Genomic DNA, 17,968 nt, shown 5'->3' on the forward strand with positions numbered 1-17,968 from the left:
AAAAAACAAAAACCCCGGATGAATATTTTCATACGGGGGTGTGAGTAATTGAATCATGTGTGTTTCTTATTTAATGCTCGTAATTGCCTGCTGAACGGTTGAGTAGACCTCAAGCGAGGAAAGGTCAATTCCCAAGTTGACTGCACTTTTCGCCAAGTCGGGGCGCACGCCAGTTGCAATTGTATTCACTCCTGTCAGAAGGAGAATATTCCGGATATCAAAAATATGTTTGGCAATTTGAATATCGATATTAACCGTGCCCGAAAAGTCGATGATGAGGGTTTCGATGCCCCATTGATTTACCTTCGGGACCGCTTTTTCAATAATGATTTGTGCCCGGTCATAGTCGATGTTCCCGATCAATGGCAATATCGCAATCTTGTCCTGGATCGGCACAATGGTTGCGGAAAGTTCATTTACCTGTAATTGCGTTTCTCTTAATCGTTTTTGTGTCTGGCGTTCGAAGGCAAATACAGTTTCATTTATGCTAATATCAAGCATATGGTTTACTTTTTTCACAATGGTAATCGTCTCATCAGCTGTTAACCCATGATCTTTGCCGATTGTTTTTAATCTATCGGTAAAGACGATGCGGGTGTCCGGATAGCGGGTGACGATATCTGAGATCTTTCCGCCCATTGATGCCGCCTTTTCCCCGTTTCCTTTACTCCATTCGACCAGTTCATCAGGAACTTGATCGCTGTTGCTCGCAATCATTCCTCCCAGAAATTTTATAAACTCAATATACATCGAAACAGCAGCGTCAAATTCTTGTTTGGGAATCTCAAAACCGAATCTGTTCACAATTTCTGCAACGATTTCTTCAGATAACCCTTCCGCATTTTGAGTAAGATACGCTGAAACTTTTTGTATAGGCTCCATCTGTATGTATATCTCCTCTCTTCTGTCATGCTTCGATTATAACCTACTATCTCTTTAAAATGACAGGCTGGGGAAATAAATAGGGAGATTTCTTTAAAAGGGATGGGTCCTGCCTGGTGAAGAAAAAAATAATTTTTCATTCTAAACTATTTACCAGCCAGTTTAAATTTATGGAGCAGCCAGATGGCCAGCAAAGCAATTTCCCGTGATGCCCTTCTTGGCACGATGTTCCTTCATAAGGGAGACATTCCGCTGTTTCTTCAGCCCTCCTTTATCGTAATACCATGCTTTCGTTAAGGTCTCCATCGGAAACCAGTCAAACTTCCACCAGACTGACAATATAGACGCGAGTGCATGCATAGCAATCTTCCTCTCGTATCTCTCTCCTTTTTATATTCTTTTTCGATGGAAAAACTCCTCTTCCTTTTGATTGCTGTGCAAATTATGGTAGAGTATTTTTCAGAAGATAAAGTGAACCTTCAATCAGTGGGGTATTTTCCAGCTGATTGTTAGTTGAACCAATCGGGCCTTACGGGGAGCTGGACTCCCGCTTAACTCCCTTCAATTTCTCTATAGTCTTGAAGAGGGAGTCTTACTGCCCGTTAGACTGCAATAAACAGTAGAGGAGGCTTCTTATGGCCAAGTACATTGGATTTATTGGTACATACACAAAGGGGGACAGTGAAGGCATCTACTCTTTCGTTCTGGATACGGAAGCAGGCAAAATTTCAGACGTAAAAGTGGCGGCAAAATTGGATAATCCAACCTATTTAACGATCAAAAAAGATAATAATTATCTTTACTCAGTGGCAAAAGAAGGCGAAGCTGGCGGTGTGGCTGCCTATCGCTTGGACAGCAGCAGCGGTTCATTGGAAAAAATCAACAGCCAGGTATCAGCCGGATCTCCTCCATGCCATGTGAGCGTTGATTCTGAAGGACGCAATGTATTCAGCGCAAACTACCATAAAGGCACCGTGGAGTCCTATTTGACTGAGAAAGATGGCTCTCTTCGCCCTGCGGTTTCTGTGATGGAGCACAGCGGATCTGGCCCGGACAGCAGGCAGGAAAAGCCGCACACTCACTATGCCGGGCTAACTCCTGATGAAAGATATGTGATTGCAGTGGATCTGGGAACTGACCAGGTCATTACATATGAAGTTCATGATGGTGTTTTAAAAGAACAAAGCATATTATCTGTAAAACCAGGCAGCGGTCCAAGACACCTGGTTTTCCATCCAAATGGGAAATACGCGTATGTCATGACTGAGTTTAGTTCAGAGGTTGTGCTGCTGCAATACCAAGATGACGGCAGCTTCACTCAGCTTCAGGCGATTTCAACCCTTCCTGAAGGATTTACGGAAAATAATCAGGGCAGCGCCATTCATATTTCTTCCGACGGGCGATTCGTATACGCCGGTAATCGCGGACATGACAGCATTGCCATTTTCTCTGTCAATCAGGATAACGGCGAGCTTGCATTTATTGAGCATATCTCAACGGAAGGAAACTGGCCGCGCGACTTTGTGCTGGATCCTTCTGAAAGATTTGTGGTGGCCACTAACCAAAATTCCAGCAATATTGTTTTATATAAGAGGGATGAGGAGACAGGGAAGCTGACACTGCTGCAATCAGACGCGGCTGTGCCGGATCCGGTTTGTGTGAAGTTTTTGCATATGTAGGAAAAAGGGTGAGAAACTGCTTGTTTGCAGCCTCTCACCTTTTTTCATTGCAGATAATCGGGGGTGATTCACCCACTTATGAAGATCACTTTATTCGCTGATGTTAAAGGCGATTTTTCCCCATTGTTCGGCGTTTTCGATTTTATTAAAAGCCTGTTCAAATTGCTCAAGCGGCAGGGCTTGATCGAGGACTGGCCTGATTTCATGCTTTTCAATAAATTGAAGCATCTCATGATATTCCTCCGCGCTTCCCATTGTGGAGCCTAGCAGATTTTGCTGGGCATAAAACAGGCTGCGGAGATTGAGTTCGAGCTGGTCGCCTGAAGAGGAGCCAAATGTAACGATGGTTCCGCCGTTTCGGAGAATTCCGAGTGATTTATTGAATGTTGCAGGTCCGACAGATTCGATGACGAGATCAACCTTTTCCCCGGCAAGTGCTTCGTTCCAGTCCTCATTGCTGTCGAGCGCTTTATCTGCACCCAATTCGAGCGCCTTTTGGCATTTTTCCTGTGATCGGGATGCCACGTAGACGGTTGCTCCTGCTGCTTTCGCAAATTGCATGAGGAAAGTGGCAACTCCCCCGCCGATTCCAGGGATAAACACCTTTATGCCTGCTTTAATCTTTCCTCTCGTGAAAAGAGCTCGGTACGCCGTCAGTGCTGCAAGAGAAAGGACACCCGCTTCTTCCCAAGTTAAATAGGCTGGCTTGGGTGCTGCGTTTTCAGCTGGGATTACGATGTATTCAGCAAACGTTCCGTGGAATGGCAGACCGACGATTTCAAATCCAGCTGGCGGGGCATCGCTGTTTTCTTTCCAGCCAAGCCCCGGGTTGATGATGACCTCATCGCCTGCTTTTACATTCGTGACACCTTCACCAACTGCATCAATGATGCCTGCTCCGTCTGAACCAATGACGAGTGCCGGCTCTTTTGGCTTGTGGCGGTTCAGGACGAATAAATCTCGATGATTTAATCCCGCTGTTTTTAACTTGACTCTGACTTCGCCTGCAGCCGGCTCCGGCTTTGTTATTTCTCCATAGGACAAGCCGCCGCGGCCTGTTTTTCCTTCATGAATGATGGCTCTCATCTACATACACCTGCTTTTCTTTAAAAATTTCGTCTATTTCTATCATATCTCGAATAGGGCTATTGGAAAAACAATATGACTTGGATGTTTACGGTGCGGGCATCTGCTTTTGCTTTGAAGATTGCTCTTCACTCAGGCGGAATTACGGTCCGTGCCGTTCCTTGCTACTGCCGTTCACAAGGAAAGTTCCAGAAGGTAATTCACTCTTATCTTTGTCCTGATTTGCCCCATACATTAGCTTCTAAAACAGGGAGATAAGCAGCTACTGATTCCTGTCATTACTTTACATTTGAAATTATTTTGGTCATTTTAGCGGATTGGGGAGTAATGTTCAAGTAGTTTTTCAAAAATGAGGATACAATGTGCGGGATAAAAATGGGGATTAAATGATACTTAAGCTGCTTGAGAATTATTTCATCCCCATGGACTTTTGTATTCTGCGGATTTCTTTTTTGTTATTCCATGTTTCTTTTTCTAGAATTTCCAAACTAACTTCCTGGGTTTCCATTCGATCCTTTAGTTCACCAAATTCCTTTGCATTTTGAAGTCTGAACTCACTAATTTCAGCTTTTAATGCTTCTTGGCCAGAAATTAAAGCACCAAGCAGGCCGGTATGTTCTTTCTGTGTAATACCCTGAAGTTTAATGGTTTCCCCATGTTCCTTCAATGTTTCTCCTTGCTTCTTAAGAGTTTCTCCCTGCTCCTTCAATAGCCCACTATGTTCTCTTAGCGTTTCGCCTTGGTTCTTTAGTGTTCGTCCCTGCTCTTCCAGCAGCAATCCATGCAAGTCCAGCTTTTCGTTGATCTGACCCAAAGCTTTAAGTATTTCTCGTTCCATTTTTTCACCTCCTCCTGTTTTCTTTATTATATCATTCCAGAAATAAAACATATACAAACAAAAGGGACATTCAGCCTATGCATATGCCCCTGTTCCTTCCTTCTATCTTGTTAAGATAATCGGTCCTTCTTTTGTGACGATAACGGTGTGTTCGCATTGGGCGACGTGGCTTTTGTTCGGTGTGACGAAGGTCCAGCCGTCGCTCATTTCTCTTACTTCTTCGTCTCCGCTTGAGATAAACGGTTCGAATGCGACAACCATGCCTTCTCTTAACAGCTGCTTATCCCATGGATCAAAATAGTTTAGGATGTGATCAGGCTTTTCATGAAGAGAGCGGCCGATTCCGTGTCCGGTGAGATTCATGATGACAGAGTAACCGTTGTTTCTTGCGACTTTTTGAACGGTTTTTCCAATAAGGCTTAGCTTACCGCCGGGCTTTATTTTTTTCAGTCCTTCTTCAAACGCTTCCTTGGCTGTGTCACAAAGCTTCTGAAGTTTTTCGTCCTCGCCGACTACAAAAGATAGGCCAGTGTCTGCAAAATAGCCGTCCTTTGATCCCGAAACATCAATATTTACAAGGTCGCCATCTTTAATGACAAGGCTTCCTGGTATCCCATGCGCGACTTCTTCATTGACGCTAATGCAAGTGAAGCCCGGAAAATCATATTCTCCCTTAGGGCCTGAGATGGCTCCATGCTTATCAAAAAGCTCGCCTGCAAAATCATCAAGCTCCTTGGTTGTAACGCCAGGTTTTGTTTTTTCAATCATCGCATCGCGGATCTCTGCAACAATTTTGCCGATTTCCTTCAGTTTTGCTAATTCTTCTTCGTTTTTTACAATCATTTTAAATCCTGCCTTTTCATTAGTTGTTATTTCTCTATTATAGTCTAAATAGAGCGCGCTTAATAAGCATTCGCATTATCTGCGGGTAAAAACATACCTACTCCTTTCAATCAAACGTTTGATTGAATCGCCTCTACCCCTGGCCAGATAGACTTCCAGCTCTTTTTAGCGATACGCTGTCTGTAGATTTCAGCAAGCTTTTCACTTTCTGTAAAATAAGGAGTCGGCTTTATTTTTAAAGCAAGCAAATCTTCAATTCCGCATGGTGCGGTTAGGATGATTTCATTCTGTTCCCCTAGGGTCAGCCCTAGGGCAGTGGCGGTTTCCGGAAACTTTGAGATCGCATCTTTAGATGATTTATATGGAGGGATATCATTTATGATGTGCATTCTAGCTTCATTCTTAACAGACCATGGCACTTCCGGCATCAGTGAATTCAGCTTGGATTCGAGTTCTTTTTCTGTATCTTCGCTAAGATCGCTTTTATCAAAGTATATGACATCCACATCCGGCGAGTGAGTTCTTTTGCTGAAGCCATGCAGGGCATCCCAAACCTTTGATCTGACAAAACCGGTACAGACCCACCAGTCGGGCAGATTTAGCGACTTCGCAGCATAAAGAATGGCCACCATCCATTCGTCCTCGCTTACCAGGTCCACGATATCCTTTTCCGTCTTGATTAGCATTTTTCCGTCTCCAATTCACGAATCGAGTACAGGACACGCCTGTAATAATAATCCTCATGGGGAACGAAATCTTCTTTGGTTACCAGTCTAGAGGCTTGGACTCTTTTTCCATTGCTAATTTCGAATCCTTCTACTCAATGGATTCTTTTCCGTTAAACCATAGTTCATAAAAGTCCTCCAATGGGATTCTAACAATACCGGATACCTCTTCAAGCTGCGGATAGAATTCATCTAAGAGATGATGACAGCGGTACAGAAAAACATGTGCCAGCTCTTTGTCTATAAAATTCTTCTTCTCCGCGCTGTAATCAATGACACCGAGTGGAACCAATTCCTCGAACGCAACGCTAATGCCGAGCTCTTCTTCCACTTCCCTGATTCCATCCATAACCGATTCATGGCTTAACAGATGGCCGGCAGCTGTAATATCCAGCAGATCCGGATAGTCTTTCTTGTCCTTGCTGCGGTTCTGAAAATAGATATAGTTCTTATCATTATCCCTTTGGATGAACCAGCAATGGAAGGTTTCATGCCAGTATCCCTTTTTATGTACTTCTTCGCGTGAAGCTACACCAATTTGTTTCCGGCCTTCATCAAAAATATTGAGAAGTTCTGTTTCCATTTAAGAAGCCCCCTTTTTAATATAGGCATTGAACATAAACTCGGATTGAAGATATTCTTTTAATTTATGCTTGTGTTCTATTAGTTTACCAGGTGTGATTTGATTGATGGTATAACCCATGGCTTTCGGCTCCTTTTAATTGGTTTTATTATCCAGTCTCAGGTAGACTTGAAGGAAATAAGGATTCTGGGAGGTTATTCATATGGGCTGGGCTGAGTTTGGAAGAGTGAAAAATGAATATAATGAAACATTTAAAGCCATCGATGAAAAGCTGCTGGAGCTGATTCAGGAAAGAAAAGCGAAAACAAAGGGTAAGCGGTTCTTCCCGCCGATGGAACTGATGGAAGAGTGGGCAAAGAAATACGATATGGATGTACCAGAAATTGGCTGGTTTTTTAATAGTCTGGATGACCGCAGCTACCCGTTTATTCCGGATGAGCCGGGTGAGATCCGGAATGTGCTGCCGATCATGAGAAAGTCCACCGTTGATGATTTCGACTATATGCTGACACATGCCATGCAGCACGATCATTGCAGTGTAGTTACCCTTGAAATCAGCTATAAAAATCAAGATGAGAACATTGGCCATTTGATCCCCCGCTTAATGCTTGCAGTTGACGGGCCAGTTGATTACCATGTTAAAAGGCACGGTTCCCGCGGGGGAGGCGGAAATACCCAAATGTCGTTTCTCGTTTCTCCGGCTCTGCCGGATCACCTAGATCAAATTAACTTTGCCCTTTTCCCTTATTTTATGCCGATGGAAAACCCTCCGAAAGAAGTCGTTCTTGATAAAGAAGTCTTTTTCCCTAAAGGCTGATTGGAAGAAGGATACTCAGTGCGATGAGTATCCTCTTTATTTTCCGGATTGGTTTTAGCAGTTCCGAAAACCTTGCCGGTTGATTTCATTCCTCCGGATTTTTCAATGTAATGGGATATCATTCAACATTTACAATTTAAAAGCCTTTCAAAAAATGAAATTAGCTATTTTTAATTCTGTCTTTCATCTATTAAAATAAAGGATAATGAACTTAACTAAAGGAGCCCTGCCGAATGCTGGAATTGCTGGTAACGATGCTGGAACGGCTTGGAATCATCGTCACGATCGCGCTGATTTTGACAAGGTTCCGCTTTTTCAGGGAAATGATCTATGGCGAGAGATTAAAGCTGAATCAGCAGTACAAAGCCATCCTCTTTTTCGGATTTTTTGGGATTATTGGCACATATAGCGGACTTGCCTTTAATACAGATACGCTCCAGTTTAACCGCTGGGCAGCTGAGCTTGCCTCTGATGAAGCGATTGCGAACTCAAGGGTAATTGGGGTTGTGCTTGCTGGGCTGCTAGGAGGCTACAAAGTGGGAATTGGCGCGGGAATCATTGCTGGCCTACACCGTTTCACGCTTGGCGGGTTTACAGCTATTGCGTGCGGGCTGGCTGCGATTGTGGCCGGTGTGCTTGCTGCTTTTTTCCATAAAAAGAATGAGCATGTAAAGCTTTCATCCGCTTTTTTTATAGGTGCAGCTGCAGAGGCTGTGCAAATGCTGATCATACTCGGCATCTCGAGGCCCTTCGAAAAAGCGGAAGCGCTCGTCGAGATGATCGGAATTCCGATGATTGCAGCGAATGGACTGGGCAGCGCGCTGTTCCTCCTTATCATTAAAAATGTGATTAACGAAGAGGAAAAAGCAGGCGCGTTTCACGCCCAAAAAACACTGCGGATTGCCGACCAGACACTTGTCCATCTCCGCAAAGGGATCCGACATGATTCCGCCTTGGCGGTCTGTGGGATTTTACATAAAGAACTGCAGGCGAAAGCTGTAGCGATCACCAATCATACAGAAATCCTTGCACATGTCGGGCTTGGGGACGACCATCATCGTTCCGGCAGTCCAATTCAGACACAAATTACGCGGGATGTGATTCAGCAGGGGGAGCTGGTGATTGCGAATGACCGGACCATCCACTGCCGGGAAGAAAGCTGCCCGCTTGGTGCGGCTGTAATTGCTCCTTTAAAGCTCAGGGAGGAAACGATCGGAACGCTGAAGTTTTATTTTAGCTCGGAAAAAGAAATTAATAATCTTGTAATGGAACTGATATCCGGGTTAAGTATACTGCTTAGCAATCAGCTTGAAATCGCAGAGGCTGACAAAGCTTATCAGCTGGCAAAAGAGGCTGAAATTAAGGCTTTGCAGGCACAGATATCGCCCCACTTTTTATTTAATTCATTGAATACGATTGTCTCCCTTGTCCGAATTGAGCCAGCCAAAGCAAGAAAACTGCTTGTGTCTCTGTCCCATTTTTTGCGGCAAAACCTGACTGCAACAACGGTCAGCGTGACGACACTCGAACAGGAATTGAGGCATGTCAAGGCATACCTGTCGATTGAGGAAACACGTTTCGTCGACAGACTGGAGGTCATCTATGATATTGACGAAACAGCCCTTTTTGAAAAAATCCCCCCTCTCACGCTGCAGCCGATTGTGGAAAATGCAGTGAAGCATGGGATTAAAGATAAGGATCAGGACTGTCTCATTAAGATTACGATACAGAAACAGAATGCCGCCACGATGGTAAAGGTGGAAGATAATGGCCAGGGCATGAGCAAAGAAAGAGCCGGGCAAATCGGCAAAGAAACCTTGCAATCAGAAACGGGATCGGGTCTGGCGCTTTATAATGTAAACCGGAGGCTGACGATGATGTTTGGCGAGGAAGCTTCATTAAAAATAAACAGCACCCAAGGCGTTGGCACAGAGATTCATTTTTCCATTCCACAAACGGAGGAAGTTGCAGATGGACAGAGTGATACGAACAGTCATAGCTGATGATGAACGATACAGCAGGGATGAATTAAGACACTTACTGGGAGAGTTCCCTTCGATTCAGGTCGTGGGGGAAGCGGATTCCGGTGAGGCCGCAGTTATGAAGGCGATCCAGCTTCAGCCGGATGTGCTCTTTCTTGATGTGGAAATGCCGAAAATGAATGGAATGGAAGCCGCCAAATCACTGAAGGAACTGAAGAAAGTGCCTCTTATTATTTTTGCCACTGCCTATCCGCAGTTTGCGGCAGAAGCTTTTCGATATGAGGCAATCGATTATTTGCTTAAGCCTTATGACGAAGAACAGCTGGAGCAAACGATCAGACGAATTGAAAAGCTGATTGGCCCGGAAAAAGAAGCCGAAAAAAGCAAACCGCCCGGAAAGCTCGCTGTCGAAGAAGACGGGGAAATTCTTTACCTGGAACCAAAGGACATCCTGTATATATACAGAGATGAAAAGGTCTCACGGATTATCACTAAAAGCAGAGAATACGAAACAAAGACTCCGCTTAAGGATTTAGAGAGCAGGCTCCTCCCTTTCTCCTTTTTCAGAATTCATAAGAGCTATCTGGCCAATCTGGATTATGTAACGCGATTGACACCCTGGTTCAATGGCGCATACCAGCTCGAAATGGAAGGCCGGGAGGAAATGCTGTCTGTGAGCCGGAATTATGTGAAGGCATTAAGGGTGAGATTGGAGCTGTAAAAAGCATCGGGAGCAGTGCTTTTTTTGATTGGGCGGGGGTTGGGGATGGGTTGTGGATTGCGGTATGGGCTTGCGTCTTGTTGGAGGAGTTTTGAGTGGCGGGGATTCTGCGTTGTCGGGATCCTTATGCGTCGTTGTGTGTTAGTTTTGCGTCGTTCAGAAAACTATTTGCGTCTTTTTCCCTATCTTTTCCGTCGTTCCCGCTCCCCTTTCATTACAGCCAAATTATGTGTGGATAACCTTCAGCCTTTTTGATTTCCAGCTGTGGAAAATTAAAGATTCCTATGCTAATCACAGAATATGTGGATATCCCAGTGGATAACTGTTCTAATTACTTGAAAGTGATGAATATTGCCAAAGCTCGAATTCCCTTTTTTGCATCTTAATCCTTCTTTTCTGCATTTCAATCTTCCTTTTTTACATCTTGGACACAAAATGTTCAAAATTTCTTATTCTCTCTTATAATCAATGTAAACGCATTCATTCAGTATTTTTATTAAAGGGGGATTTACGTTGATTACATTTCTAGCCGGTATTGCTCTTTTAATTGTCGGATACTTTACGTACGGAAAATTTGTAGAAAGAGTATTCGGTGTTCAGGAAGAGAGATCGACTCCTGCCTATACGCATCAGGACGGGGTTGACTATCTGCCAATGAGCACGAAGAAGAACTCGCTTATTCAGCTATTGAATATCGCGGGTACGGGTCCTATTTTCGGCCCCATTTTGGGAGCGCTTTACGGGCCTGTAGCATTTATCTGGATCGTTATCGGATGTATTTTTGCTGGTGCTGTTCATGACTACTTAACAGGAATGATTTCAATCCGCAACCGTGGTGCTCACTTGCCTGAACTTGCAAGCAAGTTCCTGGGCAAAGTGATGAAGCATGTTGTTAACGCTTTCGCGATTCTGCTTCTGCTTTTAGTTGGTACCGTGTTCGTTTCAACTCCAGCAAGCCTGCTTCATGTTTTAATGGACGGAAAGATTGCGCTTGGAATTATCCTCTCTGCGATCTTTGTTTATTATATTTTGGCCACATTATTGCCTGTTGATAAGATCATCGGCCGTCTTTATCCATATTTCGGAGCCCTGCTTGTGATCAGTGCGGTTGGAGTAGGTATTGGATTACTTGTTAAAGGAGCACCAATCCCTGAGCTGTCATTAAGCAATTTCCACCCTGACAATGCTCCTATTTTCCCATTAATCTTCTTTACGATTACATGTGGAGCACTATCAGGATTCCATGCAACACAAACACCGATTATTTCTCGTACAACGCAAAAAGAAAAACAAGGACGCAAAATTTTCTACGGCATGATGATAGCTGAAGGTGTTATCGCTATGATTTGGGCAGCTGCAGCTATGAGCCTATTTAACGGCCCTGCTGGATTAAATGAATTATTGGCGGCTGGCGGCCCTGGAGCAGTTGTAAGCGAAGTTTCCACTATGATGCTAGGCGCAGTCGGCGGTACACTTGCCGTTCTTGGTGTAGTTGTTCTTCCCATCACATCCGGAGATACTGCTTTCCGCAGTGCGCGTATGATTATTGCCGAATATCTACACATTGCCCAAAAGAAAATGTCCAGCCGTTTATGGATTGCTGTTCCACTATTTGCAGTATCCATGGTTCTTACACAAATCGACTTTAACCTATTATGGAGATATTTCAGCTGGGCGAACCAGGCAACAGCGGTTATTGCTCTTTTCGTTGCAGCGATGTACCTTTACATTGCCAAGAAAAATTACTGGATTGCCCTTGTGCCGGGAACGTTTATGCTGGTCATGGTCATCACGTATATCCTAAATGCAAAAATTGGTTTCGGCCTTCCTATGAACGTTTCTTGGATTGGCGCGGCAATCGGATCAGCAGTACTTGTAGCCTTATTCTTTAAAGCAGCGAAAAATGCCCGCGCAAACAGCTTCCCTCTTGACGATGACGTTACCAACTGGAAGGGTGCAGCCTAATGGGCTGCTGCAGTCCTAACTATCGGGAAACCGTTAAGGAACAAGAGGAAAAGGGAAATAAAGGGGAACTTCAACCAGTGGGGTGCTTTATCCCCACTGATTGTTAGTTGAACCAATCGGGCCTTTGCGGGCAGTAAGACGATAATAGAGGCACTGAAAAGATTCCCCTGGTTGCGAAGATCATCATTGCCATGATTACAACAGGAGAAATTAGAATTGTTGATAGCCTATCTTTTTTAGCTAAAAAAAGTGCACGTCCCAAAGCGTGCACTTTTTCCTTTATACTTTATAATGGAATTAACAGAAAACAAGGAGGGAAAGAATATGAGAATTTTAACGGTAGGAGCTGGCGGCATTGGCGGCTATTTTGGCGGAAGGCTTTTGGAAAAAGGCGAGGATGTTACCTTTTTGGTCAGAGAAACAAGAAAGCAGCAGCTGGAACAAAATGGGCTGGTGGTCGAGAGCATACACGGAGATATGAAGTTCGCAAGCCCTAAAGCGATTACAGCCGGGGAAAAAGCAGCGGATTTTGATGTGATCCTGCTTTCCACAAAAGCTTATCATCTTCAGGGAGCGATTGAAGATATCCGTACATATGTAAATGAAAAGACCGTGATTCTTCCCCTTTTAAATGGAATTGCCCACATGGATGCACTGACAGCCGCTTTTGGCGAAGAAAAAGTACTGGGCGGTCTTTGCTATATTGAAACGACCCTTGATGGGAACGGCAAAGTCGTACAAACAAGCCCAATTCATGACTTCGTATTCGGCGAACGTTCTGGTGAAAAAACAGAGCCGATTCGTAAGCTCCAAGAAGCGTTTTCCGGTACAAAAGCAAATTTCCGCCTTTCGGAAAATATTGAGCAGGAGATGTGGCATAAGTATTTGTTTATTTCAACACTCTCTGGTGTTACATCTCTCTTCCGCTCTCCAATTGGGCCTATCAGGGAGCAGGAATTCGGATTAGCAACAGTAAAAAGCGTTCTAGAAGAAGCATCTGCAGTTATGAAGGGCATCGGCGCTCCGCTTGCAGATGGCATTGAGGAAGCACATGTGCAGAAAATAAACGAAATTGGCTATGAGATGAAATCTTCCCTGCAGCGCGATATGGAAAAACTGCAGGCTATTGAAGCGGATCATTTCTTTGGATATTTATTAGAGAAGTCTAAAGACCTGGGTTTGGAAGCTCCTGTAATCGCTGCGGTTTATGCGAACTTGAAGGTTTATGAGAAAAATAGTTTGTGAGTTGGAGGCACCTGTCAAGATGGCAGGTGTTTTTTTACAAGAATAAATCCGAGCAGGGTTTCCCCGCCCGGATTCTTGTTCTATTATTTCGTGCTGCTATTCGTATTGTAGTAGAACTTTGCTGTAATAGATCCATCTTCATTCTCTGTAATGTCTGTTACATGGATTCCGGAGTCAGCTGGTGTTGCACTGTAGCCCTTCCAGAAATAGTAAGATCCCGTGTGAACATTTTCGGAAACTGGCGTAATCTTGCTTCCTGTTTTAAAGAAGTCGCCAGCGTCCCCGCGGTTAAGATTTTTCTCCAGGTCATACTTGCCGTCTGCCTGAAGGACTGATAATCCGTAATGTGTCACTTCAGTGCCGTCACTTGCTGTTTCAGACTGATTATACTGGAAGCGCTTATTCATCCAATTTTCTACATTGTTCGGACGGAAGCCGGCTGTTTGGTAAAGATTGATGATGTTTTCATCCACATGCCATGCTACCAGTCCATGTGAATCTTCGCCCTGACGGACCAGGCCTTTGTTGAATCCCTCCTGCTGGACGTTTTCGAATAAGAAGTATTCTGTGCCGTTAGAGCCGGGCACTTCCATTTTTACGATGCCATTGTCTGCTTTTGCTTCGCTGATTGCAGGCAGTGTTAATTCCTGCACGCCATCTTCAGGTTTTACTTCAATTGGGTTTACCCAACCCAAGAAGATCTTAGAGAAGGGATCAAAGTGAGTTGGCGAGTTTCCGCCATAAGCTGCTGCGTCCGGATAGCGCATCCAGGATCCGCCGGCCATCATGGAGTAGTTTCCAACACCTTCAGATGTATACACTGTATCATAGAAATCAGGCAATCCTAGTGCATGTCCAAATTCATGAGCATAAACCCCTGTTTGAGCTGGGAATGGTCCAGTTTTTGCTTCCTCTTTGTAAGAGTTGGTAGCAGCATCAAATCCGGCAACGTTACCGCCGATACCTGGCTGGATGTTGTAGTTGTTTACAACTACGCCATCGTAAGTCATATCTTCAGCAACAGTCTTATTAATCCATTCAGCTTGACTCATACCTGCATGTACGTCTGCTGGTTTGCCAGTTTCATAGTATTTGCCATAATATAAAGCACTTAAGAGGCTCCACTTATGAGACCAGAACTGTGCTGGATCACGGCTGAATTCTGCTCCTGTTCCTTCATGGATAACGAAAATGTTCGGAACTTCTCCTTCTACAGCATACTGGGAGAAATCTACCTGGTCGTCTGCTGCTAATAGTAAGTCACGAATAAACTCACCTGTGTGGGCGTCACCGTTAACGTTTCCAAGAACATATTTTCCATTCTCAGCGTATGTACCTTCTTGATCTAGATAGTATGAAGCCCCTTTTGGCATCTCTACCCATACAAATTCAGTGTTTTCTTTACGGACAAGATTTGTCTTTCCGTAGCTGGATTCTTTGTAAGCGTTTTGCATTGTACGGTCTGTTGGTGCTTTTACCCCGTTATACTCAGCAAATTTAGCAAATTGCGGAAGTTCATACGGATTGTATTCAGTACCAAAGATTAAATCTTCATAGTAGTGAGCTGGAACCTGTCCTGGCATATCGCCAACCGGCTCATCCCCGTCTTTATATTTTGCCAAAAGAACCAGAACCGGGATATCGCCTGTTGCTTCTTTATAAGCTACGTGGTTATCACCAGGCTGCTGGAATTTTGCACCTGCCTTAGCTGCTTTTTCAGCCGGATCAATTTTTGATAGATCTATACCCAGTTCCTTCGCCTTCTCGGCAAGTTCAGGCGCAGCCCCAACATGGTCTGCCAAACTAATTTGATATTTGCTCTCCTGCTTTGGCTGTGAATCTGCCGGTTCTGCTCCCGCAAAGACGGCGCTTCCTGCTAAAGCCAGGGATAACGCGGATGTGGATAACACTTTTAACATATGATTCCCTCCCTATAATCTATTTCTAAATCTATTTCTATAATCTAAATAGTAAATAATATTCAGTATTTTCTAAATAGGCAGAAAGTATAGTTTGCTGGAATGTTTCGTGGTTAAAAAGTATTATTTTTCCAAAATTTAAAGATGGAAGATCCTTTTTTCAGCAGAATATCTTTTATAGGGTTAATGATTTATAATAGATGCATATGTAATTAAAGGAGATTAGCCCATGACTCATATAGAAGAAAACGCAAGAAAAAAGATTAGCCTCAAGGAAGCGATGAAACAGCAGCTTGAGAGCAAAAAACAAAGTCACTCAGGCCGGAATTTTACGAATGTTCCTGTTAAATCAGCTAAAGCATTGAAAAGCCAGCAGACGAAAAAGACGAATAACCAGCGGAAACGGACGGGTGTATAATGAATGGTCAAAAACGGGCTGATATCGCCCCAGGACGTAAAGTAAAGATTGTTCTTAAGAAAGATCAGCGGACAGGCAAGCTGACTGAAGGTACAGTTACAGATATATTAACGAATTCCCCTTCACATCCTCATGGAATCAAAGTAAGGCTCGAAGATGGACAGGTCGGCCGGGTAAAAGAGATTCTATGATAGGCAGGAAAATTCCTGATGTTCAATCCCTTGCCATCTAGATTTTATTGCTTGGAGGGATACCTTGGTTACACTGATCAAGCCTTTATTGGTAAATATAACGATTCTATTTTCTTTTACATTTAACGGGAATTTGTTTTTTCCTTTTCAAACAAAGCAGCCTCTTACATTAAAACAAAAATTAATTTATGGGTTTCTGGGATCATTCGGCGCGCTTTTATGCATGTTTTATCCGATCGAAACCTTGGGTGAAACACATTTTGACCTGCGAATGGTTGCCATTATGATCGTCACTCTCTATGCAGGATGGCTGCCGGGTTCGATTGTGCTTTTAAGTGTTGTAATCACCCGCTATTTGATTGGCGGACAGTTTATTCTTATTGGCATTTTGGTTTCCATTCTATCTTTTTTGATTGCCTTTGCGTTCAGAAGAATTTTTCTGAATTCCAGGCACAAGATCATTACGGGAACGCTGATTGCTTTTTTGTATTTTTACCTTTATATTTCAATTCTGGCTTCTGCTGTGATTTTTTTAGATACTTTCTTTTATATGGTTTATTTTGCCGCTTTTTATATCACATTTATTGCCCTGATTTTTGTGATTGAGAATTTATTCAGGATCAATAAGCAGATCAATGAAATGATGTATATGGATAAATTGACAATGATCGGCCAGCTGGCAGCCTCCATTGCCCATGAAATCCGCAATCCCTTATCAACAGTCAGGGGATTTATCCAATTTTTGAGCCAGGATAGTTCAGATGAAAACCTAAAAAAGTTCTCTCCTCTCATTCTGGAGGAGCTGGACAGGACAAACAGCATCATCACGAATTACCTTAAAGTTTCGAAGCCTGAACAGGTTCAGCTATCGAATGTGCCTTTGCATGAGGTGATTCAAGATTGCGTTGTGCTTATGAGGCCGTTTGCGTCATACTCCAATGTCGTCATTGATTATGATGATAAGGGACCTTTTTATGTGCAGGGTGATGAGCAACATCTGAAACAAGCGGTCATGAATGTGATTAAAAATGCGATTGAGTCCATTCCTGAACAGGGCGTCGTCAGAATCCTCACCCTACCAGATTATTTCAAGAACACGGTTGAAGTAAGCATTGAAGATAATGGCCGCGGGATGACATCCGAACAATTAAGAAATATCGGATTGCCGTTTTATACGACTAAGACAAAAGGGACAGGTCTCGGCAGTATGGTGACGAATAAAATTATCCGTGAAATGGAAGGATCCATTGAATATGAAAGCACAGTTGGCAAAGGAACAGCGGTTAAGATTGTGCTGCCGCTGCTGAAAAGCGAATAACAAAAAAGAGTGCCCACAAGCGGCACTCTTTTTGTTATCTATCAAGGGCTGAAGGCCATTCAATCAAACGTTTGATTGAATTTTTACCCAAGCTTTCCCTGTGCAGCAGATTGATATTTTCTCATTGGGCCCTTGGCGAGGACATCGCACATATAAAAGTCCCCGTTCGGATTTGTTTTCTTCAGCAGTTCCAGCAGGTATGTAATATCGTCCATAGCACGGTGCGTCTGGCTTTGTGCAATCTGGTGGGATTGGAGAAGCGTCAGCAGCTTGCTGTCTGTATAGCCGTACGCCTTCCATGGCACACTTCGCATAGTGCAATACCACTTTAATTCGTTAATATCTTCCGGATACATCCGGTATAAAAAGCTTCTGTCAAATGATGCATTATGGGCAAAAGCTGAATCGGCATGATAGAAGAATTTTTTAATTTTTATATCATCGAAGCTCTTGCCGCTAACGGCTTCGTAAGGAATGCCATGAACTTTGAAGGCCCGGCTGTAATTGTTTTTGGCAGAATAGCTGATGGGTTCTCTTAGAAAAGAGGCTTTATCCTTAATATCAACAATCTCCCCTGTATCCGTGCGATATGAAAATAGCTTCAAAGCCAATTCTATCATTTCATCGGAATTCGGCCCAAGTCCCGTGGTCTCCACATCCAGCAGCAAGCCCATTTTTTCCTGGTTTCTCATGGCTGCCTCCTCTATTTTTTTTAAGCATATAATAGAGGAATGCTGATTTCCAGCAAAACCACTC

General features: G+C 43.7%; 19 protein-coding genes. 10 read left to right on the plus strand and 9 right to left on the minus strand.

From position 1 onward, the window contains the following. Window positions 1-66: 66 nt before the first annotated feature. Both NCCP133_RS20395 and NCCP133_RS20400 read right to left on the minus strand, forming a co-directional pair. Window positions 67-882, minus strand: a complete 816-nt coding sequence (locus NCCP133_RS20395; protein ID WP_264807081.1) for an STAS domain-containing protein — start codon at window positions 880-882, stop codon at window positions 67-69. A 168-nt stretch (window positions 883-1,050) separates the two neighbouring features. Further along, on the minus strand, window positions 1,051-1,242 hold the full coding sequence (locus NCCP133_RS20400) for a hypothetical protein (RefSeq protein ID WP_442874307.1): 192 nt from the start codon (window positions 1,240-1,242) through the stop codon (window positions 1,051-1,053). Between the two features lie 275 nt (window positions 1,243-1,517). On the opposite strand from NCCP133_RS20400, the gene NCCP133_RS20405 reads away from it, so the two are divergent. Beyond that, window positions 1,518-2,561, plus strand: coding sequence for a lactonase family protein (locus NCCP133_RS20405; RefSeq protein ID WP_264807082.1), 1,044 nt, complete (start codon window positions 1,518-1,520; stop codon window positions 2,559-2,561). 90 nt (window positions 2,562-2,651) lie between these two features. On the opposite strand, the gene NCCP133_RS20410 is transcribed toward NCCP133_RS20405, so the two are convergent. After that, window positions 2,652-3,647, minus strand: a complete 996-nt coding sequence (locus tag NCCP133_RS20410; RefSeq protein ID WP_264807083.1) for a zinc-binding dehydrogenase — start codon at window positions 3,645-3,647, stop codon at window positions 2,652-2,654. Window positions 3,648-3,722: 75 nt separating this feature from the next. Between NCCP133_RS20410 and NCCP133_RS20415 the strand changes: the two genes are divergently transcribed. Continuing rightward, window positions 3,723-3,905: a hypothetical protein gene (locus tag NCCP133_RS20415; RefSeq protein WP_264807084.1), complete on the plus strand. Its 183-nt coding sequence runs from the start codon at window positions 3,723-3,725 to the stop codon at window positions 3,903-3,905. Window positions 3,906-4,056: 151 nt separating this feature from the next. On the opposite strand, the gene NCCP133_RS20420 is transcribed toward NCCP133_RS20415, so the two are convergent. From NCCP133_RS20420 to NCCP133_RS20435, 4 genes are all read right to left on the minus strand, one after another. Further along, the gene (locus NCCP133_RS20420; protein ID WP_264807085.1) at window positions 4,057-4,485 is read right to left on the minus strand and encodes a hypothetical protein; all 429 of its coding nucleotides are present in this window, start codon (window positions 4,483-4,485) and stop codon (window positions 4,057-4,059) included. 102 nt (window positions 4,486-4,587) lie between these two features. After that, complete coding sequence (map, locus tag NCCP133_RS20425; RefSeq protein ID WP_264807086.1) at window positions 4,588-5,328, minus strand: type I methionyl aminopeptidase; 741 nt, start codon at window positions 5,326-5,328, stop codon at window positions 4,588-4,590. 110 nt (window positions 5,329-5,438) lie between these two features. Next, window positions 5,439-6,014 (minus strand): nucleotidyltransferase family protein, encoded by a 576-nt coding sequence (locus NCCP133_RS20430; RefSeq protein WP_264807087.1) that lies wholly within the window; start codon window positions 6,012-6,014, stop codon window positions 5,439-5,441. A gap of 130 nt (window positions 6,015-6,144) precedes the next feature. After that, on the minus strand, window positions 6,145-6,636 hold the full coding sequence (locus NCCP133_RS20435) for an NUDIX hydrolase (RefSeq protein ID WP_309298097.1): 492 nt from the start codon (window positions 6,634-6,636) through the stop codon (window positions 6,145-6,147). Between the two features lie 202 nt (window positions 6,637-6,838). On the opposite strand from NCCP133_RS20435, the gene NCCP133_RS20440 reads away from it, so the two are divergent. The 5 genes from NCCP133_RS20440 to NCCP133_RS20460 all read left to right on the plus strand — a co-directional run bounded on the left by NCCP133_RS20440 (window position 6,839) and on the right by NCCP133_RS20460 (window position 13,366). Beyond that, window positions 6,839-7,453 (plus strand): hypothetical protein, encoded by a 615-nt coding sequence (locus NCCP133_RS20440; protein WP_264807088.1) that lies wholly within the window; start codon window positions 6,839-6,841, stop codon window positions 7,451-7,453. A 233-nt stretch (window positions 7,454-7,686) separates the two neighbouring features. Continuing rightward, complete coding sequence (locus NCCP133_RS20445; protein ID WP_264807089.1) at window positions 7,687-9,456, plus strand: sensor histidine kinase; 1,770 nt, start codon at window positions 7,687-7,689, stop codon at window positions 9,454-9,456. Beyond that, window positions 9,425-10,156, plus strand: coding sequence for a LytR/AlgR family response regulator transcription factor (locus tag NCCP133_RS20450; protein ID WP_264807090.1), 732 nt, complete (start codon window positions 9,425-9,427; stop codon window positions 10,154-10,156). Before NCCP133_RS20445 ends, NCCP133_RS20450 begins: the two co-directional genes overlap by 32 nt. Window positions 10,157-10,669: 513 nt before the next feature. Next, on the plus strand, window positions 10,670-12,121 hold the full coding sequence (locus tag NCCP133_RS20455) for a carbon starvation CstA family protein (RefSeq protein WP_264807091.1): 1,452 nt from the start codon (window positions 10,670-10,672) through the stop codon (window positions 12,119-12,121). A gap of 324 nt (window positions 12,122-12,445) precedes the next feature. Then, window positions 12,446-13,366 carry a ketopantoate reductase family protein gene (locus NCCP133_RS20460; protein ID WP_264807092.1) on the plus strand — a complete coding sequence of 307 codons (921 nt, stop codon included), beginning with the start codon at window positions 12,446-12,448 and terminating at the stop codon, window positions 13,364-13,366. 83 nt (window positions 13,367-13,449) lie between these two features. On the opposite strand, the gene NCCP133_RS20465 is transcribed toward NCCP133_RS20460, so the two are convergent. Continuing rightward, entirely contained in the window at window positions 13,450-15,285 is a 1,836-nt protein-coding gene (locus tag NCCP133_RS20465) for a M6 family metalloprotease domain-containing protein (protein ID WP_264807093.1), read from the minus strand. A 229-nt stretch (window positions 15,286-15,514) separates the two neighbouring features. Here NCCP133_RS20465 and NCCP133_RS20470 point away from each other — a divergent pair, with 229 nt between their 5' ends. The 3 genes from NCCP133_RS20470 (at window position 15,515) to NCCP133_RS20480 (ending at window position 17,212) form a co-directional block, all read left to right on the plus strand. Continuing rightward, a complete protein-coding gene (locus NCCP133_RS20470) occupies window positions 15,515-15,703 on the plus strand; it encodes a hypothetical protein (protein ID WP_264807094.1) in 189 nt (62 codons plus the stop codon). Next, window positions 15,703-15,894 carry a YwbE family protein gene (locus NCCP133_RS20475; RefSeq protein ID WP_264807095.1) on the plus strand — a complete coding sequence of 64 codons (192 nt, stop codon included), beginning with the start codon at window positions 15,703-15,705 and terminating at the stop codon, window positions 15,892-15,894. The genes NCCP133_RS20470 and NCCP133_RS20475 overlap by 1 nt, the downstream gene beginning before the upstream one ends. Before the next feature lie 64 nt (window positions 15,895-15,958). Then, window positions 15,959-17,212: an ATP-binding protein gene (locus NCCP133_RS20480; RefSeq protein WP_264807096.1), complete on the plus strand. Its 1,254-nt coding sequence runs from the start codon at window positions 15,959-15,961 to the stop codon at window positions 17,210-17,212. Window positions 17,213-17,295: 83 nt separating this feature from the next. On the opposite strand, the gene NCCP133_RS20485 is transcribed toward NCCP133_RS20480, so the two are convergent. Further along, window positions 17,296-17,904 carry an exonuclease domain-containing protein gene (locus NCCP133_RS20485; RefSeq protein ID WP_264807097.1) on the minus strand — a complete coding sequence of 203 codons (609 nt, stop codon included), beginning with the start codon at window positions 17,902-17,904 and terminating at the stop codon, window positions 17,296-17,298. Between the last annotated feature and the right edge of the window lie 64 nt (window positions 17,905-17,968).

The sequence above is a fragment of the Cytobacillus sp. NCCP-133 genome, assembly GCF_026011715.1.
Classification (GTDB): Bacteria; Bacillota; Bacilli; order Bacillales; family Cytobacillaceae; genus Cytobacillus.